Origin of the sequence: Acinetobacter sp. YH12040 (assembly GCF_013420005.1) — a bacterium.
In the GTDB taxonomy this organism is placed as follows: domain Bacteria; phylum Pseudomonadota; class Gammaproteobacteria; order Pseudomonadales; family Moraxellaceae; genus Acinetobacter; species Acinetobacter amyesii.
On sequence record NZ_VOZB01000002.1, the window covers coordinates 124,557 to 149,115 of the forward strand.

At 41.1% G+C, this 24,559-nt stretch carries 18 protein-coding genes and 8 tRNA genes; 7 read left to right on the plus strand and 19 right to left on the minus strand.

Translation table 11 applies throughout. The features are described from left to right. Positions 1-527 precede the first annotated feature (527 nt). Positions 528-1,799 (minus strand): DcaP family trimeric outer membrane transporter, encoded by a 1,272-nt coding sequence (locus FTT99_RS02850; RefSeq protein ID WP_180130082.1) that lies wholly within the window; start codon positions 1,797-1,799, stop codon positions 528-530. 636 nt (positions 1,800-2,435) lie between these two features. Then, positions 2,436-3,638: a multidrug effflux MFS transporter gene (locus FTT99_RS02855; protein WP_180130080.1), complete on the minus strand. Its 1,203-nt coding sequence runs from the start codon at positions 3,636-3,638 to the stop codon at positions 2,436-2,438. A 135-nt stretch (positions 3,639-3,773) separates the two neighbouring features. On the opposite strand from FTT99_RS02855, the gene yccS reads away from it, so the two are divergent. The 4 genes from yccS to FTT99_RS02875 all read left to right on the plus strand — a co-directional run bounded on the left by yccS (position 3,774) and on the right by FTT99_RS02875 (position 10,354). Next, the gene (yccS, locus tag FTT99_RS02860; protein WP_180130078.1) at positions 3,774-5,942 is read left to right on the plus strand and encodes a YccS family putative transporter; all 2,169 of its coding nucleotides are present in this window, start codon (positions 3,774-3,776) and stop codon (positions 5,940-5,942) included. Positions 5,943-6,027: 85 nt separating this feature from the next. Further along, entirely contained in the window at positions 6,028-6,588 is a 561-nt protein-coding gene (locus FTT99_RS02865; RefSeq protein WP_180004995.1) for a YcxB family protein, read from the plus strand. Positions 6,589-6,776: 188 nt separating this feature from the next. After that, positions 6,777-9,479: a sulfite reductase flavoprotein subunit alpha gene (locus tag FTT99_RS02870; RefSeq protein ID WP_180130075.1), complete on the plus strand. Its 2,703-nt coding sequence runs from the start codon at positions 6,777-6,779 to the stop codon at positions 9,477-9,479. Positions 9,480-9,583: 104 nt separating this feature from the next. Next, positions 9,584-10,354 carry a YdcF family protein gene (locus FTT99_RS02875; RefSeq protein ID WP_180130073.1) on the plus strand — a complete coding sequence of 257 codons (771 nt, stop codon included), beginning with the start codon at positions 9,584-9,586 and terminating at the stop codon, positions 10,352-10,354. A 54-nt stretch (positions 10,355-10,408) separates the two neighbouring features. On the opposite strand, the gene FTT99_RS02880 is transcribed toward FTT99_RS02875, so the two are convergent. From FTT99_RS02880 to FTT99_RS02930, 11 genes are all read right to left on the minus strand, one after another. Continuing rightward, positions 10,409-10,870: a DUF2750 domain-containing protein gene (locus tag FTT99_RS02880; RefSeq protein WP_180055520.1), complete on the minus strand. Its 462-nt coding sequence runs from the start codon at positions 10,868-10,870 to the stop codon at positions 10,409-10,411. Positions 10,871-10,967: 97 nt separating this feature from the next. After that, positions 10,968-11,043 (minus strand) — tRNA-Val (locus FTT99_RS02885). Between the two features lie 98 nt (positions 11,044-11,141). Next, positions 11,142-11,218: transfer RNA gene (locus FTT99_RS02890), tRNA-Asp, on the minus strand. 44 nt (positions 11,219-11,262) lie between these two features. After that, positions 11,263-11,338: transfer RNA gene (locus FTT99_RS02895), tRNA-Val, on the minus strand. A gap of 31 nt (positions 11,339-11,369) precedes the next feature. Beyond that, positions 11,370-11,446, minus strand: a tRNA-Asp gene (locus FTT99_RS02900). 13 nt (positions 11,447-11,459) lie between these two features. Further along, positions 11,460-11,535: transfer RNA gene (locus FTT99_RS02905), tRNA-Val, on the minus strand. A gap of 21 nt (positions 11,536-11,556) precedes the next feature. Next, a tRNA-Asp gene (locus FTT99_RS02910) sits at positions 11,557-11,633 on the minus strand. A gap of 47 nt (positions 11,634-11,680) precedes the next feature. Next, positions 11,681-11,757, minus strand: a tRNA-Asp gene (locus FTT99_RS02915). Positions 11,758-11,786: 29 nt separating this feature from the next. Beyond that, positions 11,787-11,862 (minus strand) — tRNA-Val (locus FTT99_RS02920). A gap of 448 nt (positions 11,863-12,310) precedes the next feature. Beyond that, the gene (gene elsL / locus FTT99_RS02925; RefSeq protein ID WP_180130070.1) at positions 12,311-12,805 is read right to left on the minus strand and encodes a cell wall-recycling L,D-carboxypeptidase ElsL; all 495 of its coding nucleotides are present in this window, start codon (positions 12,803-12,805) and stop codon (positions 12,311-12,313) included. Beyond that, the gene (locus tag FTT99_RS02930; protein WP_180130067.1) at positions 12,798-13,232 is read right to left on the minus strand and encodes a YbaN family protein; all 435 of its coding nucleotides are present in this window, start codon (positions 13,230-13,232) and stop codon (positions 12,798-12,800) included. The genes elsL and FTT99_RS02930 overlap by 8 nt, the downstream gene beginning before the upstream one ends. A gap of 88 nt (positions 13,233-13,320) precedes the next feature. Here FTT99_RS02930 and FTT99_RS02935 point away from each other — a divergent pair, with 88 nt between their 5' ends. The 3 genes from FTT99_RS02935 (at position 13,321) to dapE (ending at position 15,743) form a co-directional block, all read left to right on the plus strand. Then, on the plus strand, positions 13,321-14,184 hold the full coding sequence (locus FTT99_RS02935) for a DUF1853 family protein (RefSeq protein WP_180130066.1): 864 nt from the start codon (positions 13,321-13,323) through the stop codon (positions 14,182-14,184). 154 nt (positions 14,185-14,338) lie between these two features. Beyond that, on the plus strand, positions 14,339-14,488 hold the full coding sequence (locus FTT99_RS02940) for an entericidin A/B family lipoprotein (protein WP_078191053.1): 150 nt from the start codon (positions 14,339-14,341) through the stop codon (positions 14,486-14,488). A 121-nt stretch (positions 14,489-14,609) separates the two neighbouring features. Further along, positions 14,610-15,743 (plus strand): succinyl-diaminopimelate desuccinylase, encoded by a 1,134-nt coding sequence (gene dapE, locus FTT99_RS02945; protein WP_180025835.1) that lies wholly within the window; start codon positions 14,610-14,612, stop codon positions 15,741-15,743. 69 nt (positions 15,744-15,812) lie between these two features. Here dapE and FTT99_RS02950 read toward each other — a convergent pair whose 3' ends face one another. The 6 genes from FTT99_RS02950 to pilG all read right to left on the minus strand — a co-directional run bounded on the left by FTT99_RS02950 (position 15,813) and on the right by pilG (position 24,405). Beyond that, positions 15,813-16,280: a hypothetical protein gene (locus tag FTT99_RS02950; RefSeq protein WP_180130064.1), complete on the minus strand. Its 468-nt coding sequence runs from the start codon at positions 16,278-16,280 to the stop codon at positions 15,813-15,815. 3 nt (positions 16,281-16,283) lie between these two features. After that, positions 16,284-20,798, minus strand: coding sequence for an Hpt domain-containing protein (locus tag FTT99_RS02955; RefSeq protein WP_180130061.1), 4,515 nt, complete (start codon positions 20,796-20,798; stop codon positions 16,284-16,286). Between the two features lie 162 nt (positions 20,799-20,960). Continuing rightward, positions 20,961-23,036 (minus strand): methyl-accepting chemotaxis protein, encoded by a 2,076-nt coding sequence (locus tag FTT99_RS02960; RefSeq protein WP_180004985.1) that lies wholly within the window; start codon positions 23,034-23,036, stop codon positions 20,961-20,963. 44 nt (positions 23,037-23,080) lie between these two features. Continuing rightward, positions 23,081-23,617 carry a chemotaxis protein CheW gene (locus FTT99_RS02965; protein ID WP_078191058.1) on the minus strand — a complete coding sequence of 179 codons (537 nt, stop codon included), beginning with the start codon at positions 23,615-23,617 and terminating at the stop codon, positions 23,081-23,083. A 6-nt stretch (positions 23,618-23,623) separates the two neighbouring features. Beyond that, positions 23,624-23,992 carry a response regulator gene (locus FTT99_RS02970; protein ID WP_078191059.1) on the minus strand — a complete coding sequence of 123 codons (369 nt, stop codon included), beginning with the start codon at positions 23,990-23,992 and terminating at the stop codon, positions 23,624-23,626. Positions 23,993-24,021: 29 nt separating this feature from the next. Further along, positions 24,022-24,405, minus strand: coding sequence for a twitching motility response regulator PilG (gene pilG, locus FTT99_RS02975; protein WP_078191060.1), 384 nt, complete (start codon positions 24,403-24,405; stop codon positions 24,022-24,024). Positions 24,406-24,559 lie beyond the last annotated feature (154 nt).

Here is a 24,559-nt window from a genome sequence, read left to right on the forward strand (position 1 = left end):
AATAAATCAGGCTACCAGCTATTCATTGCCAATCATAAATATTCATCATCTGATTCAAATATGTATGCCTGAGTTAAAAAAGTGAAAACTCAATTCGACAAAACAAATCCATAAAAGCAGTTCATTCTAACTAAACCGATACTTACAACAGCATTCCCATCATAGATAAAATAAATAAATCGAATGCTGATTAGAAAAGTCGCACATTATGCGTGGAGTAAAATAAAATTTCAGCAATTTTTATTACAAAAAGTTAATTTTCCTATAATTTAAAGTTATATCTAATTGTTTTTATTTAAATGCATTCGCATTTTTTATCTATATAAAATATTAAAGATTTGAACATAATGCATTATAGGACGTGGTTCAACGCCTGCCTTAACCAGTACGACATCATGACTCAGGCGATTTAGTGAATCCATCTACTTAGTACTGTGAGTTCATTTGCGTTGATATATCCCCTTTTTAAACAAAAAAAGCCTGAACTGAGTCAGGCTTTTTTGATCGATTCTTTTCGATGATTGAGCTTAGAAGCTATATTTAGCCATTAAGCCAACGCGGTCATCGTTATAAGATTCACCCGCAAAGTTTTTGCGTTTACCGTTCACATATTCTAAGCCAAGTTCAACTGGTTTTACAGGTGCGTAAATAAAGTTAATCCAAGCTTGCTGTGCTTCTTCATTCGCATTTGAGTTAGATGCATCTTTCGCATACGCGCTGCCATCATCCGCAAATAGCGCGCCGTAAGCTAAAGTCGAACGTAGTTTTTCATTAAACTTATAAGTTGCACCCACTTGTACAGCAGTGAATTTGTTTTGCTCGATGTTGCCATCTACCACAGAGTAAGCCGAGTTAGAACCATATAAATAGTTGCTGTTGCCTTCTGTATACGAAACATCACCATTCAATTTCAATTGATCAGTCACTGCATAAGATGCACCCGCTGCTACACCCCAAGCTGTTTCTGTATCATCCGCAACTTTAGATTTGTAGTTTTCAACCAATGCACGAGCTGAAGCGGTACCTTTCCCTGCAGCAAAACCTTGAGTCACTTTGGCAGTTAAGTTTGGAAGGCGATACGTCGGATCTGCAGCAACAGTCCCTTTACTATCCCCTTCTTCCGCAGAAACAAATAATTGAGTATCTGGAGCTAACTTATAGTTATAACGAACTTGAGGAATACGTGTAGTACCACCACCCAAGTTTGTATTGAAATCAATCATTTCTGGTGCATGGTTAGACAAGAAGTTAGATGTCGTTTGACCAAATAACCAGTTGTTAAAGGTTAAATAACCATGACGTAGACGAATAGTTTCGCCACTTCCATTGAAATCGACCTCGATTTTACCGCCCACTTTATCATCACCACCGACGGGTGCTGTAAAATCTAAACCAAAACGTGTGGTTTTTGCAGTTGCGCGAAGTTTATCTCGTGCTTCTTCTTTAGACGTATGTACGTTGTTAAAGTCGTTATCCGCACCTTCAATAATGTAGTTCGCATCACCACGAACAAAACCGTAAAGACTTACATCTGCACCTGTTTTAGATTTTAAGCTTGCAGCTGGAGTAGCTGGTTGCGGTGGTGGTGCAACAGGACGCGCTTTAACTTGCTGAATCTCTGTTTGTTGCTGTTGTTGAACTTGCTGCTGCGCTTTAATCAAACTTTTCAGTTCTGCAACTTCTGCACGTAATTGTTCAATTTCAGAAGTATTGCTGCCTGCATGAGCCATTGAGACCGTTGCCAAACTCATGGCAACAACAAAGGTTTTCATTGGGTGGAATACAGTTTGAGTTTTCATCCTAAGCTCTCTATTGTCCTGTCATTGTTGTATGCCCTAACTCTGGGCGCTTTGTTATTCGCCTATTTGAGCGGACAAATTTAAAGCTGCATATCCGTGCTTTAGTCGCATTAAAGCCCCAACTTGTAGCCCCCAAAAACGAAATACTTGAAAGCAAAAAGCAAAAACGCTGAATCCATCACTGAAAATAGACTGAAATATTTAGTTAAAATTCGGACTTAGCCGATTCAGATGGCAAAAAATCTCAATATTCATACCTTAAAGGTAAAAACCCATACCCTGTAGGTATGCAATAAAAACTATAAAATCCGACATATTACCGATAGAGACATTCACAATGTATTCATCCAGCATAACGTAATGTATTTAATGCAAATAATACTTATTTAACAATTATTCTATTTCCTTAGATTAAGACAACAATGATGCACAGTTTCATTAATTATTTTCAAGTGGATGATTGCTTAGATATAAGTTCCTAGAAAATAGAAACTGACCTCACAATGGGAAAATAGCACAATCATTCATAGTTATGGATTATGAACATTTATAATGAATGACGCGTATGCTTAATACACGTACATTGATGACTGACGTTTAAACAAAAGCAGCTAAACGTCATCACCTGCATTCAGCTCAACCCATGGCTGAAGCTTTTAAACTGCGCATAGTAATCATAGCAACAACCACAAATAGCAGCATAATCAGGGCCATATTGATCAGCGCTGACCATACTAAAAAGTTCAAAAACACTCCAGCCAATAGACCACAGGCAAATTGCATACTTCCCATGATTGCACTGGCTGTGCCAGCTCGTGAGCCTTGTTCAGACATCGCCAAAGCCATCGCATTTGGACCAGTGAAGCCGATTGAAGCAACACATAAGAACATGCCCAACATTACAACAACGATAGATGAAAGATAAAATAGCCCCGCCGCCAATAAGATCAGCACACCACACAATTGAAGTGCATTACCCAATTGCAAACGATGGCGAACATCCAGTCGATTTGCAAGTTTCTTGTTGAGGGTCGAAAACACCATAATCCCTAAAGCATTCGCACCAAATACATAAGCAAATTGCTGTTGGCTCAGACCATAACCATCCATTAAAATGGCAGATGAGCCACTGATGTAACAAAATAAAATTGCGCCAGAAAAACAGCCTGTGAGCATCGGTTTACGGAAGGTTTCGTCTTGCAAAATCGCACCATATAAACCTAAGACTTGTTTTAAACTTAAGTTTAAGCGCCGCTCGACAGGCAGGGTTTCTTGAAAGAAAAAATGTACGCAGAAAAGACAAAAAATACCGACAAGTACCAATACCGCAAATATGTATTGCCATTCAAACACCTGCAAAACCCATGCGCCTAAAGTAGGTGCAATGATTGGTGCAATTGTTGTCACGATCATCATGCTGGCAAAGGCTTGAGCAGAAGCTTGCATACTTAAGCGATCACGAATTGCAGCACGGGCAATCACCACACCGACACAGCCACCCAACGCTTGCAAAACACGAGCAGCGATCAAGCTCCATTCACTATTGGCAAAGACACACAGAAAACTGGCACAAATATATGAAACCAAACCGAAATACAGCGGTGTTTTACGCCCAATACGGTCGCTGACTGGCCCATAAATTAACTGCCCAATCGCCAAACCCAAGAAATACGCTGGCAGACTATTGGCCACTTGTTGTGTCGTGACACCAAAATCGTCAGCCATTTGAGGCAAAGCAGGCAAATACATATCGATTGAAAGTGGCCCCAAAGCAGTCAGCAACGCCAACAAGACGATCCAGCGTTGAGAAAATTCCTTTTGTGATTCGACGCTTTTCATAAGAATAATTCATTTATCGCAAGCAAGTTTTGCAGACAAGTTTACACTGCACATAGTATTATTTCTTGGCTTCAATGTGAAAATTCACACGATACACATTGCTTACTGCCCCATCGCTTTAGCAAAGGAAAAATTTTGAACGCCTGGCTCGCACGACTGAAACAAGCAACCTATAACACGACCTTTATGTATAACTTGCGCATGGTCATTGCCTTCGCAGGAACTGCCTTTGTCCCTTATTTTTTAGATCAGCAATTGATGACCATTCCCCTCACCTTGGGTGTGGTTGCCGCCGGTCTAAGTGATATCGATGACCGCTTTTCAGTCCGCGTGCTCAATCAAATTTATACCTATATCGGATTCTTTATTACTGCGGTATCCATTTATTTGTTGTTCCCGCATCCGATTTTATTTGCTTTGGGGCTGATTGTGTCTTGTATCGGTTGGATTCTTTTGGGTTCATTGGGTCGTCGCTATGCCACCATTTCTTATGGCTGTCTGGTGATCTCCGTGTATTCCATGCTCGGGGTCGAACTTTTTGAAAATTGGTATACACAAGCAGGTTTATTGGTCATCGGTGCGATGTGGTATGGACTGCTTTCGACTTTGAGCTTTCTACTGTTTCCTGTACGTCAAGTTCAGGACAAATTGGCCCAAAGCTATTCGTGTCTTGGCGACTTCTTATTTGCAAAATCTAACTTGTTTGATGTCGATATGACACCGGAAAGTTACCAGCAAAGTTTGATTGAGCTGTCGCTCGAAAATGGCAAATTAATTGGCATTTTCAACGATATGAAAACGGCCTTATTAACGCGTTTAAAAGGCGACCGTGGACAAAAAGATACACGTCGTAGCCTACAATATTATTTTGTCGCGCAAGACATACATGAACGTGCCGATTCCGCGCATATTGATTATCAAAAATTGACCCGTATTTTTGAACATAGTGATATTTTATTTCGCTTTCAACGCGTGCTTTCAATTCAAGGAAAAGCCTGTAAAGATTTAAGTATCAGCATCTTACAGCGAAAACCCTATCATCATAATCAACGTTTTAAGCATGCATTTCATAATCTAAAACTGTCACTCGAAAAGCTGCGTGAAGAGCAAAAATACGATGAAGTCTGGATCAACTCTTTATTTGCTTTATACCAAAACCTAAAAGGCATTGATGCGCAATTACGCAACGTCGAAACCGAGCGTTATATTGACCGACAAGCCCTGATTGAAAATCGTTTAAAAGATGATGATTTAAAAGGTTGGGACGACATCGTCATTCGATTCAAACAACATTTGAGCCCTGAATCGGTGCTGTTCCGTCATGCTGTGCGTTTATCGACCGTGTTATTTATTGGTTATATTTTTGTCCAAGTGACCAATATCAGTTATGGCTATTGGATTTTATTGACTGCCCTGTTTGTCAGCCAGCCGAACTTTAACGCCACCAAGCGCCGCCTCTATTTACGTATCATTGGCACCTTGGTCGGAATTATTTTAGGTTATGCAATTTTATATTTTGTCCCTTCTGTCGAAGGTCAGTTATTGCTACTCATTTTAAGTGGCGTATTGTTTTTTGAACTACGTAGTAAGCAATATGCACAAGCCACTGCGTTTATTACCATTTTGGCGCTGATTAACTTTAACTTAGATGGCATGGGTTTTGCCGCAGCAATGCCGCGTATGATTGATACACTGATTGGCTGTGCCTTGGCATGGTTTGGTGTGAGTTTCATTTTCCCAGATTGGAAATTCCGTCGCCTGCCTCGAACCATCAGCCGTTCGATTCAAGCGCAGTGTGATTATTTAGCTGAAGTGGTTGAACAATACAAATCTGGTCGTAATAACGGGTTGAATTATCGTGTTGTCCGTCGTGCAGCCCATAATACCGATGCAGAAGTAGCTTCACTGATTTCCACCTTAGCTACCGAACCCGATACCGATCCAACTCAAAAAGCTTTAGCCTTTGAGTTTTTGTGTCTCAATCACACCTTTATTAGTTATATCGCGGCCTTAGGTGCGCATCGTGAAAAAATTCAAGACCAACAGGTCTTAACCTTATTGGATAAAGCCACGGATGACATTCAAGGTGCATTACTACGTGACGAAGTGCCGGACTTAACGGCGCAAAATATGTTGCAAGAAATCCGTCAGCGTTTGTCACAAAACAGTGAGGAAGATCAAAAATCCTTGATTGTGCTACAACAGCTTTCGTTGATGTTTAACGTGTTGAACCAATTTAGCCAATTGAAACAAAATCTCAGTCATGAGCATGATCAAGCATCGACTGAACTGGCTTCGCTATAATTTGGATGATTTTGGAACAATATACTCACTGAATTGGTATAAATAATGCTAAACTTTTTACAGTTTTAAATCTGTTACTTTCACTATGACCGCAAAAAATTTATACGCCTACACGCTAGAGCCAGTGGCTTATGAAATTTCTGAAGAAGAACAACGTTATGCTCAACTTGTTCTGTCTCGCAGTAACTTCAAAATTGGCAAAAAAGCATGGCTAATTATGGGTGCAATTCTTGCACTGGCACTTTTGGGCCTCATCTTTATTAAGAACTATTCAACAGTATTTTGCTGGGTAGCTATTGTCTGTGTTGTGATTTACTTCCTTGTGCGTAAATTCGGTATCGAATGGTATGCGAAACGCAAACTGAACGAAGTCCCTGTACAAGAAATTAAAGGCATCCGTATGGGTGTTCAGCCGCATGGGATCTCTATGCAGCAACGTATGGGCGCAAACATGGGGACGATGACTGTCGGTTGGAAAGACATTCATGAATGGTATGACACTAAAGACTTCATCCTTTTAAACTTTAAAGTGAAGGGTCAAGACGGCGCATACATCTTGCCTAAACGCATGGATAGCAAGAAGTTTCCATTTTCGACCATTCGTAAACATTTAAATGAAACTGTAGGCCCTGCTAAACCAATTTAAGCCTAACAGACATTTGTTTATAAAAAGCCTCCTCTCTTTGGAGGTTTTTTTATGTGTTTAATTTTTGAATAATTATTGATAATTACAATAATGAGAATGAATATTACTTACTTTTTCCACATTCTCTACTACATCATCGTTTATAATTTGTCGCAATTCAGCAACCTTTTATCAATATTAAATCCATCATGTTTAAGAAAACCCTTTTCCAGATTCACTGGTTCTTGGGGATTAGTGCCGGCTTAATACTCTCGCTCATGGGGGTTACAGGTGCCATTTATTCCTATGAACAGCAAATACTTAAAGCAATCAATCAGGACAGTTATGTGGTTCAGGCTCAACAGCAGCCTAAACTAACCCCTGCTGAGCTTTATCAGCACTTTAGTCAGTCTGATCCTGACATGAAAATTAATAGCATCTCTATTGCCTCAGATGCTACCGCCTCAAGTACCGTGAATATTGTCAAAGAAGGTGCTCGTCGTGGCTATAACATGATGGTTAACCCCTATACAGCCGAAGTTTTACCTGAAATCAAAGGTCAAAAATTCTTTCAGTTTGTACAGCAGCTACACCGTAATTTAACTGTTGGCCCTGTTGGTAAACAAATTACCGGCGCATGTACACTGATGCTGATTTATTTTGTATTGAGTGGTTTATATCTGCGTTGGCCAAAGAGACATTCTGTTAAACAATGGCTTGCAGTTAAACCAAAGCTCAAAGGACGTAATTTCCTATGGGATTTACATGCAGTCGTCGGCACATGGGTGATTATTTTCTATCTCATTTTGGCATGTACAGGTCTGTACTGGTCTTATGATTGGTGGCGTAATGGCATGTTTAAAGTCATGGGCGTTGAACGTCCACAGCCCCAATTGCAAGAAGGTCCAAAAACGAATGGACAACCTGCTGAACAGGCGGGTGCAAAGCAAGGTGGTGAAAAACAAGCCACTGAGGCAAAACAAACTCATGGCGAACACCAAGCACGTTCTGAAAGAAACCCTGCAACGTCGAGTCCCTCTGAACACGGCGCTCAAGAAAACAAACATGGTGCTGAAGGTCGCGGAGAAAAACGTGGTCTAAAACCAGAACAAGTGAATATTGCCCTTACCCAAAGTTGGAATGGCTTTAATCAAAATATTGGTCGTGAATACTCAAGTGTCACTTTTAATATTCCGAAAAAAGCCAATGGTGAATTAGAAATTAACTTTGTGGATGCCGTCCCTCAACATGAACGTGCTCGCAACAAAGCGACTTATAACTACAAAACGGATGCTCTTACCGATATCGAGTTATACGAAGATAAAAAGCTAAATGAAAAAATCATGACCAGCATGTTGCCTGTACATCGCGGTAGTTTCTTCGGACCGATTTATCAGTTCTTTGTGGTTATTGCATCCCTCATGATGCCGCTGTTCTTTGTCACAGGATGGATGCTCTATCTCAAACGTCGTAAACAGAAAAAACTGACACAGCAAGCCCGTCAAAGCTTAGCACCAGTTACCATCGACCCAAATGCACAGCCTTGGTTAATTTGCTATGCATCACAAACAGGTCAGTCTGAACAATTGGCATGGCGTACAGCAACAAGCTTACAAGAGGCTCGTCAGCCTGTCACAGTGAAAGCTGTTCAGCAACTTTCAGCAGATGACTTAACGCAAGCCGCTCAGGTTTTATTTGTTGCAAGTACCTATGGCACTGGGGAAGCACCTGACCTTGCTTCAAGCTTTGAACGTAAACTGATGGCACAAGGCCTCGATTTGAGTCATGTTCAGTTTGCCGTATTAGCTTTAGGTTCTAAAGAATATCCTGATACTTTCTGTAGCTTTGGTCATGCGATTCATCGTTGGATGCAGAGTAATGCTGCGAAGCCCCTGTTTAACACGATTGAAGTCAATAATGGCGACACCCAAGCCATTCAAGCATGGAATAGTGCTTTAGCCAAAGCGACTAAACTTGAACTTCAGCACATGCAAATTGAAAAAACTTTTGATGCATGGACATTGACCAAACGTGATCTACTCAACCCGAACAGTTTAGGTGCACCTGCATTTAATATTGAGTTAAAACCGCAACATGAAGCCAACTGGCAAGCGGGTGATATTGCAGAGATTCAGCCGGGTAATAGTGCTGAACGTATTGCAAACTTCATGCAAAAGTACCAGATTCAGAGTCAGCAAGTGGTTGATTCTACTCAGCAACGCATTGAAGATGCATTATGGGATCGTAACCTAAATACGGATGTCGAACCATTTGCCAACCTTGATCATTTGCTTGAACAGCTTCCACCGCTTCCAACTCGTGAATACTCGATTGCCAGTATTCCAAGTCAGCAAGTATTACGCTTAGTGGTGCGTCAGCAATCCAATGCAGAGGGTGAACTTGGCTTAGGCTCAGGGTGGTTAACACAACATGCAGCGATTAATAGCACACTACAACTGCGTATTCGCACTAATGAATCATTCCATTTGATTGCAGATAATCGTCCTGTGATTTGTATTGGTAACGGTACAGGTATTGCAGGTTTACTCAGTCTTTTACATGCACGCGTTCGTCAAGGCTATACGCAAAACTGGCTGATTTTTGGTGAGCGTCAACGCGCACATGATTTCTTCTATCAAGACATCATTGAAGCATGGCAAAACACAGGCTTAGTTCAACGCATAGACCTCACCTTCTCTCGTGATCAAGCGGAGAAACGCTATGTGCATCATGAGCTACGTGACCATGCGACCTTATTAAAATCATGGGTAGAACAAGGTGCCGTGATCTACGTTTGCGGTAGTATCAACGGTATGGCAACGGACGTTGACCACGCACTGATTGATATATTAGGTGAAGACGTTGTTGCTGAACTGCGTCAAGCTGGGCGCTACCGCCGTGATGTTTATTAATAAGATGTTTACTCATAAATAGTCCCAACTAAAAACCAGACCTCGTGTCTGGTTTTTTTCACGCTATACTTAGGCCAAATACGAATACTGCTTTAATTTTTTGCATGAAAAGAATACTACTGCTTTGTGTAGGCTTGCTGCTCTGCGTAGATGCCATTTGGCTGCTTACATTAGATAAAATTCATTTAGGAATCCTTTTACCCTTAGTCATTGGGTGTATTTTTCTTTTATCGGGACTATTTTCAACCCAAATCCACAATATTTTAGATCAATACCCTAAACTCAAAAGGCTCTGGCGTGCTACATGGTGGTTGTTTTGGCTTTGGCTATTGAGCCTTTTACTGTTTTTTGCGTATTTACACTTCAATAGCCAGCAATCCAAGCCATTTACTTCCGTCCAAGCCATCATCGTTTTGGGTAGTGGTATTGAAAATGGTCAACCCTCTCCGACCTTAAAGGCGCGTCTCGATGCCGCAGCACCGTATGCCTTGCAACAACCCAATACTATTGTGATCATGACCGGTGGTTTAGGCTTTAATGAAAAAATGACCGAATCTTCCGTCATGAAACGCTATTTACTTCAACACTATGACATTTCAGCGGCAGGCATATATGAAGAAAGTAAAAGTACCAGTACAGAACTCAACCTGATCAACAGTAAAATGATTTTAAAACAACATCAGATTTCTCTTGATGCCCCCATTGCAATTGCCAGTAGTGACTTTCATCTCCCACGTGCAAAAGCAATTGCACGAAAGTTAGGTTATACACAGGTGTATACCATTGCAGCACCTACACCGCTGTACATCCGCTACAACTCTTGGCTACGTGAATATTTTGCTTTTTTGAGTGGTTTTGTACTCAATGAATATTAAAAAAGCCCTTGTTCGACCAATGAACAAGGGCTTTTTTATGCTGTAAATAAACAATTAATTTAAACGAATGCTACGTGGCAAAGGAATTTTAAGGTTTTCAAAGATTTCTGGGCGCTGTTGATAAACTTGATATAAATAATTTTTAATATCTAACAGCATCTTTTCAGGTGCAACCAAAATATTTTGTCCTTCTGGGGTTAAATCTAAAGATACTGTAGTGCTCTCGCTGCGTAAAAACGGAATGACTTTTTCGATAAAGTCTTTTAATGAAATTTCCTGAATTTCATAATTGGACCAATTGTCTTTAATTAATAAACGTGCCAAACCACGGTTTTGCCAAATGGCGAATGAACGTTGACCTGTAGGTGTCGCGCAAAGTGCCCAACCATCTTGATATAACGCAATCACGCCACCTTGAGCGACCATATTTTCAATAAATTGTTTATAGGTTTGTTGAGGATTGTAATTTGTAGTTTGAGTTTTAGACGCTGCCTTGCGCTGATATGGATTTCTCATAGATCACATACAATATTAAAATTATTATAGAGCGGATTCTATGTAAATCAGAAAATTTAGGCAAGCTTTTGGATAAAGAAGTTTCTATAGAAGAATATGGTGGGCGCTGACGGGATCGAACCGCCGACATTCTGCTTGTAAGGCAGACGCTCTACCAACTGAGCTAAGCGCCCTGAGCGAAGAGTAACAAAGCGAAGCCTTGTCTGAGCGCAAGAGAAAAATCAAAGATTTTTCTAAAGGCATTCTCTTGAACAGAGATTTTTAAGATAAATGGCGCAGCGGACGGGACTCGAACCCGCGACCCCCGGCGTGACAGGCCGGTATTCTAACCAACTGAACTACCGCTGCATCACGTAGTTTCTTTCGAAACACAACCTATATCTTAAAAGATATGGTGGGCGCTGACGGGATCGAACCGCCGACATTCTGCTTGTAAGGCAGACGCTCTACCAACTGAGCTAAGCGCCCTTAAAGGGTACAACAATTATATTCTTTGAAATGGCGCAGCGGACGGGACTCGAACCCGCGACCCCCGGCGTGACAGGCCGGTATTCTAACCAACTGAACTACCGCTGCATCGCAAAAAATATGGTGGGCGCTGACGGGATCGAACCGCCGACATTCTGCTTGTAAGGCAGACGCTCTACCAACTGAGCTAAGCGCCCTCAAAAGGTCTATCATGTAAATGGCGCAGCGGACGGGACTCGAACCCGCGACCCCCGGCGTGACAGGCCGGTATTCTAACCAACTGAACTACCGCTGCACTTACATAATGTCGCTATTGTGGTTCAAACGAATTAAGATTTAAAGTGGCGCAGCGGACGGGACTCGAACCCGCGACCCCCGGCGTGACAGGCCGGTATTCTAACCAACTGAACTACCGCTGCACTCTAAATACCTTAACACTGAAAAGGTTTGGTGGGCGCTGACGGGATCGAACCGCCGACATTCTGCTTGTAAGGCAGACGCTCTACCAACTGAGCTAAGCGCCCTTTTCAAAACATGTTCATCGTTTGATGAGGTGCATTATAGAGAATCCTCACGGTCTGTCAAACGCTTTTCTAACTCTTTTCCACTTTTTCTGTTTGAGTGATTAAAAAATAAGTTATATTGCGGAAAAATCAGTATTTTTGAACATTTTTTAGCTATAAACCTGTAAATTTATTACTAAAAATATGACTTATATTCTGCATCATTCACATAAAAAACAGTTTTTCGCGTGGACTCATAACTAATCATTCAGCGAACCGACGATTAATTCATCACATACACTACATTCTAAAGCACCACAGTGTACAAGATACATTCAAACACGATTTTCTGTTAGTTTGCGTGTATTACTTCTGACAAAAAACGCCTTTCAAACTCACTTTAATTCTTCAAACCATGGTTTGATGTCATGAACTTCGGCTTTCATGGCTTGTGCTTTTAACGACGTGTTCAATGTTCAGTGATGTAAACCAGCGCATTTAATGGAATCAATTGATAAAGTTCTACAACATCGCTGTTTCGCATGCGAATACAACCATGTGACATCGGTATACCCATAGGCTCGCGATCTGGTGTGCCATGAATATAAATATAACGTTTATAAGTATCACAGCCCTCACCTGCATTAAAGCCGGGTTCTAAACCACTGAGCCATAATATTCGAGATAAAATCCAATCCCGATCAGGGTGTGATGCAGCAAGTTGCTCGTCGTAAACCTCTCCGGTCCACTGACGTGCTTTAAAAACTGCATTTTGAGGTTGTTGTCCACCAAACTTTTCAGCCACTTGATGCCAGCCTCGTGGCGTCTTGCCACTATTTTCCTGCTCACCAATGCCATTTTTACCCGATGAAATGAGGTAAAACTTATTCAGTTTCGGCAAAGTTAAAGTTTGATCTTTCAAGTTAATCAGGATATCTGCTTGATCTTGGGTATATTTAGACATGCTTTTGCTCTTTCTGCTTATCTTTATCTTCTTGTTTAGTCTGCGGCGATTGTTCAATAGTCCGCATCTGATTTGGCTCAGGTCGTGTCCATAACCAAATGCCAACAATCAACATGGTTAAGTCAGTGAAAATTTTGACGGCAATCGGTGCAGAAGTAAAAAGCATAATCAGACCACTCACAAACATCATGATCGATGCAAACCATTTTGCTTTGCGGGGGACGGTGCCATTTTCGCGCCAAGCGCGTAAGGTTGGCCCATATTTAGGGTGATTCAACAACCAAGCATCCATTTGTGGCCAGCCTTTTGAAGCTGCCCATGCCGCTAATATTAAGAAGACTGTCGTGGGCATTCCCGGCAATAAAGCCCCTATAAAGCCTAAAATGACAAAGACAACCACTAAGCTTCGCCAAAACAACGTCTTCATACCGCTACCCTGAACTTTCAATTCAGGTAGTATAAGATGTTTTTAACAATTATCCGTTGTTATTCTGCATTATTCGAAAGGTTTCAATATGGCTGTAGCCCCGACAACGTCGTCTTATTTTGAGCCATGGTTGCAATTTAAACAGCCCTTAGTTCGCCAATTGGCTTTCTGTATTGCTAGCCCAAATATTCTGCAGCAAATTCCCAATGAACTCGAAATCCGCTATCCCTTTCATTTTCATCCAAGCGAGCTTTGGCATAAACATTTTGAAGCCTACCTTCCTCGTTTAAAACAACTCGAACATCACCCAAGTGAATTAGTAGAGTTTTTACAAAAATTAAAAAGTACTCGCCTTGGTTTACGTTTCGAAATGTTTATATGGTTTTGGCTTCTCGATCACCCATACCATCCCTACCAGTTACTCGGACATAGCATTCAAAAAATTGACGGCCCTCGTACAGTAGGTGAACTGGATTTTGTTTTAAAAAATACTGAAAGTGGTGAAATTGAACATTGGGAAGTGGCTTTAAAATATTATCTAGCCGAGCGTGATTTTCAATTACCCTACTGGTATGGCTTAAATCGTAGTGATACTTTGGCTCGAAAGCTCAATCATTTTACCCAAAAACAATTCCAATTTGATGAAGCACTTGGGCAGCAAATTCAACAGCGCTATTGCGTTTTAAAGGGCCAATTATATTTACCTATTCAGCGTACCAGCACATTACCAAACTGGGTCAATCCAGCACGCAGAATAGGTCAATGGGGACATGTCATTCCGTCCACAAGTCAAGGTTATTATCGCCTACAACGACATGAATGGATCTGCGTACAGCAGCAACCGACAAGTGCAACCGCACATTGGTGGACAGATGGTTTATATAAAAAAGACAGTGAGGAAAGCTATTATATGTATAGACAGCCACGCTTGGTTTTGCCGCAAACGATTTAGGACTCAATGCACCATTTAGTAGAAATTTACATTTATTTACTCAACCACCGTAAAAACCACCTACTGTTTGATACGGCTATTTTTTAATCTAAATCTCACATCAGAATAATTTATTCCTCTAAAAATTATTCTTTCATAATGGAGAATACAGTCAATGAAAAAAATTTTAGCTGCATCACTTATGGTTGCTTTTGTACTGACAGGTTGTAATACAGTAAAAGGTGTTGGTAAAGACGTATCTAAAGCTGGAGATGCGGTAACCAATACTGCTGAGAAAACTTCGGAAGAAATTCGCCGCAATTAATTTCTTTCCCAAGAATTTATAAAAGAGCCCTATTTTTTAATAGGGTTTTTTTAGCTCTAAATTTCCCTTCGCTTGTTGATTCGCCTATTATATTGCGACATTTTTGACTTCTGTATTTAGCATGACCTCAACAGCAACTCTTGATCTCAGCCTAGAACTACTTCGCCAACCGTCGGTGACACCGATTGACCATACCTGCCAGAACATTATGGCGGATCGTTTAGCCAAGATTGGCTTTAACATTGAAAATATGCGTTTTGATGATGTAGATAATCTTTGGGCACGTAAAGGGACTGAAGCACCAGTATTTTGCTTTGCAGGTCATACTGATGTGGTACCTACGGGTAACTTGGATGCATGGGGTTCTGACCCATTTCTTCCTGAAATTCGCGACGGAAAACTATATGGTCGTGGCAGCGCTGATATGAAAACCGCGTTGGCGGCTATGGTTGTCGCTTCAGAACGTTTTGTTGCGAAACATCCAAATCATAAAGGTTCTATTGCATTTCTCATTACCTCTGACGAAGAAGGCCCTTCGATCAACGGGACAGTCAAAGTTGTTGAAACTTTAGAAGCGCGTAATGAAAAAATGACTTGGTGTTTGGTAGGTGAACCATCTAGCACCAACACACTTGGCGATATTGTTAAAAATGGTCGTCGTGGTTCACTAAATGCCAATTTAACCGTTAAAGGTAAACAAGGGCACGTTGCTTACCCACATCTAGCAATCAATCCAATCCATACTGCTTCAAAAGCACTGGCTGAACTTTGCGATACCGTGTGGGACAATGGTAATGAATACTTCCCTGCAACGTCGTTCCAGATTTCCAATATCAATGCGGGTACAGGTGCAACCAACGTTGTTCCGGGCACGATGAATTTACTCTTTAACTTCCGTTATTCAACTGAAGTAACGGCAGATGAACTCAAAGCACGTACCTTGGAAATTCTAGATCGTCATGGCGTTGAATATGACATCTCTTGGACGTTATCTGGTTTGCCATTCCTAACCCCAGTCGGTGAGTTAGTAAATGCCGCACGTGATGCCATTCGAGATGTTACTGGGACAGAAACAGAACTTTCGACCAGTGGTGGTACTTCTGATGGTCGATTCATTGCGCCTACAGGTGCACAGGTGCTTGAATTGGGTGTTTTAAATGCTACGATTCACCAAATCAATGAACACGTCAATGTGGCAGAGTTGGAGCCACTTTCTGAAATTTACGAAAAGATTTTAGAAAACCTGTTGGCTTAAATATTCCCCACATAGTCAAAAAAAAGGAACTCCATTGAGTTCCTTTTTTATATCTCGCTTTTACAAATACTAAGCCACTTGAAGCCCAATGCTGTTTTGAATATTGGCTAAATTTGGAATATGAAATACCTGATCGGCCAGGCGTACATATTGGAAAATATTGGCGTCTTTCACGGTTTTTTCTTCATCAACCACTTCAGAAATACGCAGACGAATGGTTTTCGGCATTTCATTACACATCAGTGCAAAACGCTGTCCAACATCATCGCCTTCAATCACCAAAGCCACGCCCTGATTTTTTGCAGGATCATTGACCGAGAAAACAGGCAATTTCAATTCATGCCATTCAACAAAAGGAACCTTGGTTGCACTATCGAGCGCTGAAAGCACAATATTTTGTGGCAACAACATTGGCTCTTTACCATGACAATCAATGATATACGCATCGATAAAACCAGTAGAAACCGTAATAAGATGTTGCAGTTCCTGTTGATCAATTTTATCGCTGACAATCTGAGAAACAGTATTTTGGATCATAGATTACCCCTGCTTTTCTGCAATTAAAGCTTCAATATTGGCAAGCAATTCAGCTTCTTGGAATGGTTTACCCATATAGTGAGTCACACCTAAGCTAAATGCACGCTCACGATGTTTTTCACCTGTACGTGATGTAATCATAATGATTGGCAGGTCACGGTGAATGTCATGGTGACGAACTAAGTTTGTCACTTCGAAACCATCCATACGTGGCATCTCAATATCAAGTAGCATCAAGTCTGGACGGACATTTTCAAGCTGCTCAATTGCATCTACACCATCTTTCGCTGTCACAATGTCATAACCTTGACGTTCAAGTAAGCGTGAAGTCACTTTACGTACAGTTACCGAGTCATCGACAATCATCACTAAACGACGCGCATTGGCTTGACGGCCCAAATCACGCTGTTCAGCTGAATGTTTAACACGCTGCGTAGTTTGAATTTGACGTGCAATATTTTGCCCATCCAAAATCAAACATACATGACCATCACCTAGAATCGTGGCACCTGCAATCGCGGCCACACTGGTAAATTGTTGACCAATTGGTTTCACCACAATTTGAGAACGTGAACCCACCAGCTGATCGACCAATAAAGCAATGGTTTGACCACTGTTGCCTTTAATTAGAAGTACAGGCAATGAATGACCGACATTATTTAAACGTGGAATTGGCTGATTACCCACAAACTCTGATAAATACCGTAGTTTGTAATTGGTGTTGTCAATTTTAAACACGTCATCCTTACTATTGAAGTAAGTTTCGAGTGCCGTAGGTGCAATACGGACAATACGTTCAATTTGCGCTAATGAAATCGCATATTGCTGATCGCCCGCTTTCACCATCAAGGCATCGCTGACCGCTACTGTGGTTGGTACACGAATGGTAAAGGTCGTCCCTTTACCTAACTCAGACTCAACGGAAACATGACCACCCAAGGCTTTAATTTCACTTTGCACCACATCCAGACCAACACCACGACCCGAAATTTGCGTTACCGATTGTGCCGTTGAGAAACCTGGATGGAAGATCAATTGCAAGATTTCTTGTTTATCGAGGAACTGATCCGCTTTGATTAAACCAAGTTTTAAGGCTTTGTCTTTAATTTTGGTTTCATCAATCCCTTTACCATCATCACTGAAAGACACCAGTACATCAGTACCCTGACGACTAATGTTCAAGACGATGCTACCTACTTCTGGCTTTTTTAAAGCCAAACGGTCAGCAGTATCTTCTAAACCATGGTCGACCGCATTACGCAGCATATGTTCAAATGGTGTCACCAAACGCTCTAAGATCGTACGGTCCAATTCACCTTCTGTATTTTGAACAATCAATTCTGCAGGACGGTTCAAGGTCGAAGAGGTTTGACGCACAATACGTTGTAAACGTGGTAACAAACGATCAAATGGCACCAAACGGGTACGCATCAGACTTTCTTGAATTTCTGACTGAATACGTGATTGTTGTAATAACAAACCTTCTGCATCACGGATTTTTTCTGCCAAAGTACTCTTGAAGTCAACCAAATCCGACGCAGATTCGGCTAGAGATTTTGACAATTGGTTAATCGATGAATATTGGTCCATCTCCAATGGGTCGAAATCCGCATAGCGTGAATTTTCAGAACCATGTTTGGCAATAATTTGTGACTCAAGCTCACCATCCATTCGACGTAACTGGTCAGCAAGTCGCTTAATCGCCAACTCCATTTCATTCAAGGTATTGCCTAGCTGACCTAAGTCCATTTCAATACGTGAACGGTTAATCGAGTTTTCGCCTGATAAGTCAATCATCTTCTCGACGAGATCAGCCGAGATCCGAATCATCTCATTACTGTTATCAGAAGAATTGGCTTCAGACCATTCACCCAACATCGATGGCGGTTCAACACCATCACCTTGAATAAATTCAAAGCCTTTGCTAACAATACCTTGTTCTAATTCTGCAACACGGTTTGGCAGTTGAACCGTAACATCCACATATTGAATGGACTCTAAGCTCAATTTAATGCTGTCAAAATTACTATAGTCGTGGTTGAAGATTGCTTCTTTTAACCATGCTAACGTCGTTTTGAGCAAGCCGTCATATGCATTTGAGTTGAAATGATGAACCGCGAAATGCTCAAACGTCGTCTCAAGTTGATACGCAATTGCGGCAACAGGTTCATTTTCAACCATACGCGCACCACCCTTAATACTGTGGGCAGCACGTTGTAATTGAAGCAATACGTTACGGTCACTACGTTGTTCAGTCCATTGATTTAATAATTGAACGGCTTGTTCAAGAATTTCCTCGGACTCTTCAAGGAAGGTTTCTTCCATGACAGAACGTAGATCGTCATCTGGATACTCAACATGTTTAGCAACCGCATGTTCAAGATGTTCAACAGCAGACTCAGTGTGAGCATTCGTTTGAGCTTCAACCACTGCTTCTGCTGTGTCTTCAGCAACATCCATCGGCTCTGACACCGATACATCTGGTTCTACTGCTGTTTGTTCAGTTTCAGCAGAAATAGGGGCCGAAGCCAATGCAACAGGTTCTGAACGCTCTCCTGCCACAATTGACTGAATATTCTTGAGAATATCGAGCACATTATTCGCTGGGTAGTCGATCCCTTGGTCACGAATGGTTTGAATACGATCTGAAATATCATCCTGTACCAAGCGAATAATTTGAATTAACGCAGGCGTAATCGAAATTTGCTGACGAATAATACGCTCATAAATCGATTCCAATTCATGCGAAATTAAACCCACATGAGACGCGGCAATCATATTTGCGCCACCTTTTAGGGTATGCAAATAGCGCATTAAATTATTCAAAGCTGAAGTATTGGTCTGATCACGTGTCCAAGTACTGAGGTCTTGATCAATCCCCACCAATAATTCTTCTGCCTCTTCAATAAAGATCCCTAAAAGATCTTCATCAAAGTCATTATTCGCATTCGCCGCTTGCATCTGTTGATGATCAAGTTGAATACGCTGACTTAATTGTGCAAAGTCTACTGCTGTTGTATTTGCAACAGCGGCTTTATCTTCTACTGTGGCAACAGGTTCAGCAACTACATGGGCTTCTGGTGTTGTCGTCGCTGCAACTGCTTCAATGTCTTGTTGAACAAATGCAGTCAGCTCATTTAAGAAACGCTGAACCTCTTCACTTAACACTACACGCTGACCTGCAGCTAAAGTGTCAAATAAGTGAATAAACTCTTGATGTGCTTGCGCAAATAACTCATAACCATAATCAGCATGGAGTAATTCAGGCTTTTCAACTAAAGACTGATATGCTGCACGCAGTTGAGTTGTGAAATCATGGATTCCAACAGACGCACGATTATCCGTATGTTTGATCAATTCTAAAGCTTGTTGACTGAGTTGTTGAATATAGTCTGGGAATTCAGCACGGGCACGTTTATCAAACTCAAATTCAGCATCCAATAACTGATCAATATTTAATTCGATTAGTTTAGAAACCAAACCTTGTGGATTATCTTCAGGCGCCAATTGATCTTGGCTAGCAAAACCATAATCATCCCAAGCAGCTTTGAAGGTTTCATAAATAGATGCAAGATTTGCCTTATCTCCTGAACGCAGCACGTGTAAATAATCACGAACAAATTCAGCATATTGAATCAATAAAGCAGTTTCTTTCGAGCTCGATACGATTTCGTCTTGCAATAAGGTTTTGAATAAGTTTTCAACTTTTGAACTGGCTTCAAAAATCTCTTCGATTCGCGCCATCGACGAACTACCACGCAAGGTGTGTAGCGCGCGAATCAAACCATTATAATCTTGTGATTTACTGTCATCAGATTGGAGGAACTGATCAATCGTTTGTAGATGTTCTTCAGCTTCTTCAATAAAAATGCTCACTGTCTCTTCGACCAGTGATGCATCTGCATCCACTTGTTCAGGAGCAGGTTCTGATTCAACAACCGCATCAATCGTGTTTTCAAGCACTTCTACAGGTGCTGTAGCTTCAACATCAGTCAGTTCTAAACCAGTGACACCATCTTCAGATTTTAATTGATCTGCCAGTTTTAATAATTCTTCGAGTGCAGGCTCAAGGCTGATATTTTGTTGTAATTGTTGCCCCATTAAAACCAATGGACGTAAGTCTACATCCAATTCGGCAACATTTTTAAACCGTGGATAGAGCTTATATTGATAAACATTTAAAACTGTTTGTGCAAACTTTTGAACTGTCGGCGTTAACTGTACTGAACCCGCAATGACACGATTCAGTGTATCTTCAACTGCCCATGCAGTTTCACCCGCCGATTTTGCCCCGACCATACGACCTGAACCTTTCAGGGTATGGAAATGACGACGAATCGTCGTTAAAGTGTCTTTATCTTGTGGATTTTCCAACCAAGTTGTAAATAAACCCGCCAGTTCTTCAAAGATTTCTTCTATTTCTTCAACAAAAATCTCTAAAATTTCTGCATCTTGATCAAGATAACTATCTTCAGGAAGCGTAGTTGTTTCAACTAAATTTTTTAATATTTCTTTCATAGCTAAGGCTTCTTATGTTTTGCCACCAAGAAGGTTGCTCAAACTTAATTGTAACCATCACCTAAGACTTAACTGTGACGTTAAGTTCACCTTATCGATGTGTTATCTGTAATCGGTGCAGTACCCTAACCGTAGCTAAGGTACTGCAGGTTTGCGCCTGACTTACTCTGGGAGTTTAAAGTCAGATACAGATTCACGTAATGATTCAGCCATGTTCGCCAATTCAGATACCGAACGTGCAGTATCAAATGTTGCACTGGTGGTTTGCGAGGTAATTTCTTGTACAACGTTCATCGTTGTCGCAATATGACCTGCTGAAGCAGACTGAAGTTTTGCAGCATCCGAAATGTTTGCAATCAGTTTCGCCAAGTTACCCGATACAGACTGAATTTCATCCAGTGCTACGCCGGCATCCTTAGACAAGTTCGCACCACGTACAACTTCCGAAGTCGTTTGTTCCATTGAAATTACGGCTTCGTTAGTATCCGTTTGAATGGTTTTTACCAAGCCTTCAATCTGTTTGGTTGCAGACGCTGAACGTTCCGCAAGACGTTGTACCTCATCCGCTACCACGGCGAAACCACGACCTGCTTCACCCGCCATCGACGCCTGAATTGCTGCGTTTAATGCCAAGATGTTCGTTTGGTCGGCAATATCGTTAATCAGTGCGACAATGTTACCAATCTCTTGAGAAGACTCACCCAAACGTTTAATACGTTTTGAAGTTTCTTGAATCTGCTCACGAATCGTGTCCATACCTTCAATTGAACGGTTTACAACATCTGCACCGTTTGCAGCAATTTGTACTGAACGTTCTGCTACGACAGCTGATTCTTCAGCGTTCGAAGATACTTGGTCAATCGACATTGCCATTTCGTTAATCGCGGCAGATGCACCAGCAATCTCTTGCGCCTGATGCTCAGATGCTTCTGCAAGCTGGTTGGTAATACCCTGCGTATTCGCCGTATATTGTGCAACTTCTTGAGAAGTTTCTGTAATACGCGATACAAGGTCACGTAATTGGTCGATTGCGAAGTTAATCGAGTCGGCAATCGCACCGGTAAAGTCTTCAGATACCGTCGCATACGAACGCAAGTCACCGTCTGCAAGATCGGCAATTTCATCGAGTAAACGTAAAATCGCGTTCTGGTTACGGTCATATTCTTCTTGAAGACGGGTTACACGGAATTTATCCGATTGACCACGTAAAGAAAGAAGTTTGAATACACAGATCAAGAAGGCTGTTAATGCAAGAATCAACAGTACCGCAGGTAAAATGGTTTTCAGACCAGTGTTAGAAGACAATTGATTTAAATTACCCAACAAATTGTCTGACTCAGCAAAAATTTGTGAAGATGCTTTACGTACGTTCACAATTTGCGTTGAGTTTTTCAAAATCGTCGCTGAAGCTGATTTTAATACGTCATCATATTCAGCTTTAATACCTTCAAGTGATTCACGTAATTCAGGGCTTTCAATACGCTGTACACCGAGCTCTGCACTACCGTCCAATTGAGCATTTAAGTACAAACCGAAGGTTTCCGTATCGGCACTGAAGTCATCTGCAGACTCACGTGAGCTATCAGAACCTGAAAGCACCGAACTGATCGAACGTAAAATACGTTCTGCAATGAATACCTGGTTTTTCGCAATCACCACCTGGTTCGAAGGCATGTCTTGACGTGCCATTTGGTCGACCATCAAGTTATATTCCGCCTGAATCCCTGGAATGGTTTCACCAATCGCGATGTTCGTGTCATATAACTTGTTAATGATTTTTTGTTGCGAAGTAATCAAGTCAATACTTTTTGAAACTTCAGCCCACTGCGTATCTACAGATTTCAGCGCATCGGTATTTGCATGAATATCTTTTACAGTTTCTAAGTTTTCTTTGAACGAATCTTGAGAAGCAATTAATTTTTTCATTGCATCTTCAGTACCTGAAGCAGTTGCCTCAGTTGCTTGACGCGAAATTGTTTGCGAAAGAAGACGGAGTTCACCCAAACTTTGCGTTAATTGGTTACCGCGAGGAACGCTATAGAATAGGTATAATAAAATGATCGTTGCCAGTACTAATGAACCAATCGCACCATAAATAAATGGTTTGGATTTTTCACTATCACCAAAAACTCGAGATAATTGATCTGTCTGTGATTGCAGTTTTGCCAGAAAAGCATTACCGCCTTTACGACCACTGGTGCTTTCACCCGTATTTTTCTTTTTAAGTTTAAAGCCCATTCAGCTTCTCCCCGATTACGCCTTCTTTCGTTCGTGCGCGACAATTAATTTATAAATTTTATAGATGCGTTCATGTATTTTGGATTTTGCAGTAAACGACTGAAGAGAAATACATTCCACTGCTGGTTATGCTGGTGGAAATACCCCTGACAATATTCCTGTAAATTTCGATCCAACTCATTATGTTTAGAAAAATAACTTTTCTTATTAAAGTGTTGAATACCCAAAACTTGATCGACTACCAAACCGACATAATGGTCATTATGACTAATACATAAAACTTTTTGAGTGGGTGAAAAACTACTTCGATGACCGGTTATATATTGTGCTAGGTCAGACAAAGAAAGTAAGCGTCCCCGAATATTGGCTAGTCCCATCACCCAAGGTTGGGTGTTGGGAACTGGCGTATATTTTGGTGGGTAGATCACTTCAGCTACTTCACCTAAAGGAGCAACGTAATATTGCCCCATCATCTCAAAAGCAATGCCTGACCATCGGTTTACTTCATTTTCAGTGGAAACGTAGTTTTTGTTTCCTCGTTTTGCGATTCGAAGTAATTCGATAAATCCATTTGCTGCCATAGAGCTTTATCCTGCATTGAGGTGTTGCTTAATCACATCAATTAATTGTTTTTCGTCTACAGGTTTAGTCAGATAATCAGAAGCACCTTGGCGTTTACCCCAAACACGGTCAGTTGCCTGATCTTTGGTACTTACAATGACAATTGGGATATGTTTGGTGGTCGCACCACGTGCAATTTGACGTGTTGCTTGGAATCCATTCACACCCGGCATTACCACATCCATTAAGACCAAGTCTGGTAACTCAGCTTGAGCCATTGTCACCCCATCTGCCCCATTTGAAGCTTCAATCACTTCAAAACCGTGTTTACCTAAAATTTCTTTAAAACGGAATGTTTCTGTTGGTGAATCATCAACGATTAGGATACGTGCCATGCTTTTTCCCCAAAAAATAAAAAATCTAATTAAGCTGTAACGTGATTACGGATTGCATTCAGCAATTCATCTTTACTGAATGGCTTCGTTAAGTATTCATCAGAACCTACAACACGACCCTTCGCCTGATCAAATAAACCATCTTTACTTGAAAGCATAATCACAGGAATATTTTGATAATTTTGAGAGTTTTTAATCAGGGCACAAGTTTGATAGCCATCTAGACGTGGCATCATAATATCGACAAATACGATATCTGGATTCGCATCTGCAATTTTTGAAAGTGCTTCAAAACCATCTACAGCAGTGACTACTTCACATCCTTCACGCTGAAGCAGCGTTTCGGCCGTACGACGAATGGTTTTTGAATCATCAATTACCATGACTTTTAGATTTTGGAATTTATCGTCCATTTATTGACCCTACCCATTGAGGATGTACAAACAATTAAGTTAGCAGCATTATTATTTACAAGTTGTGAACATTTTTAACATATCTTTACTTGCGTTTTCAATGAACATTTTCTGCGCAAACACACAAGATTTCTTGTTTTTATTAACTGCTTCA

Coding starts and splice junctions, on each gene's coding strand:
- FTT99_RS02955 (WP_180130061.1), bottom strand. CDS start 20,798: ATGAAAGAAATATTAAAAAATTTAGTTGAAACAACTACGCTTCCTGAA.
- FTT99_RS02940 (WP_078191053.1), top strand. CDS start 14,339: ATGAAAAAAATTTTAGCTGCATCACTTATGGTTGCTTTTGTACTGACA.
- FTT99_RS02950 (WP_180130064.1), bottom strand. CDS start 16,280: ATGATCCAAAATACTGTTTCTCAGATTGTCAGCGATAAAATTGATCAA.
- FTT99_RS02880 (WP_180055520.1), bottom strand. CDS start 10,870: ATGAGAAATCCATATCAGCGCAAGGCAGCGTCTAAAACTCAAACTACA.
- FTT99_RS02870 (WP_180130075.1), top strand. CDS start 6,777: ATGTTTAAGAAAACCCTTTTCCAGATTCACTGGTTCTTGGGGATTAGT.
- FTT99_RS02865 (WP_180004995.1), top strand. CDS start 6,028: ATGACCGCAAAAAATTTATACGCCTACACGCTAGAGCCAGTGGCTTAT.
- FTT99_RS02850 (WP_180130082.1), bottom strand. CDS start 1,799: ATGAAAACTCAAACTGTATTCCACCCAATGAAAACCTTTGTTGTTGCC.
- FTT99_RS02930 (WP_180130067.1), bottom strand. CDS start 13,232: ATGAAGACGTTGTTTTGGCGAAGCTTAGTGGTTGTCTTTGTCATTTTA.
- elsL (WP_180130070.1), bottom strand. CDS start 12,805: ATGTCTAAATATACCCAAGATCAAGCAGATATCCTGATTAACTTGAAA.
- FTT99_RS02855 (WP_180130080.1), bottom strand. CDS start 3,638: ATGAAAAGCGTCGAATCACAAAAGGAATTTTCTCAACGCTGGATCGTC.
- FTT99_RS02970 (WP_078191059.1), bottom strand. CDS start 23,992: ATGGCACGTATCCTAATCGTTGATGATTCACCAACAGAAACATTCCGT.
- FTT99_RS02875 (WP_180130073.1), top strand. CDS start 9,584: ATGAAAAGAATACTACTGCTTTGTGTAGGCTTGCTGCTCTGCGTAGAT.
- FTT99_RS02960 (WP_180004985.1), bottom strand. CDS start 23,036: ATGGGCTTTAAACTTAAAAAGAAAAATACGGGTGAAAGCACCAGTGGT.
- dapE (WP_180025835.1), top strand. CDS start 14,610: ATGACCTCAACAGCAACTCTTGATCTCAGCCTAGAACTACTTCGCCAA.
- FTT99_RS02965 (WP_078191058.1), bottom strand. CDS start 23,617: ATGGCAGCAAATGGATTTATCGAATTACTTCGAATCGCAAAACGAGGA.
- FTT99_RS02935 (WP_180130066.1), top strand. CDS start 13,321: ATGGCTGTAGCCCCGACAACGTCGTCTTATTTTGAGCCATGGTTGCAA.
- pilG (WP_078191060.1), bottom strand. CDS start 24,405: ATGGACGATAAATTCCAAAATCTAAAAGTCATGGTAATTGATGATTCA.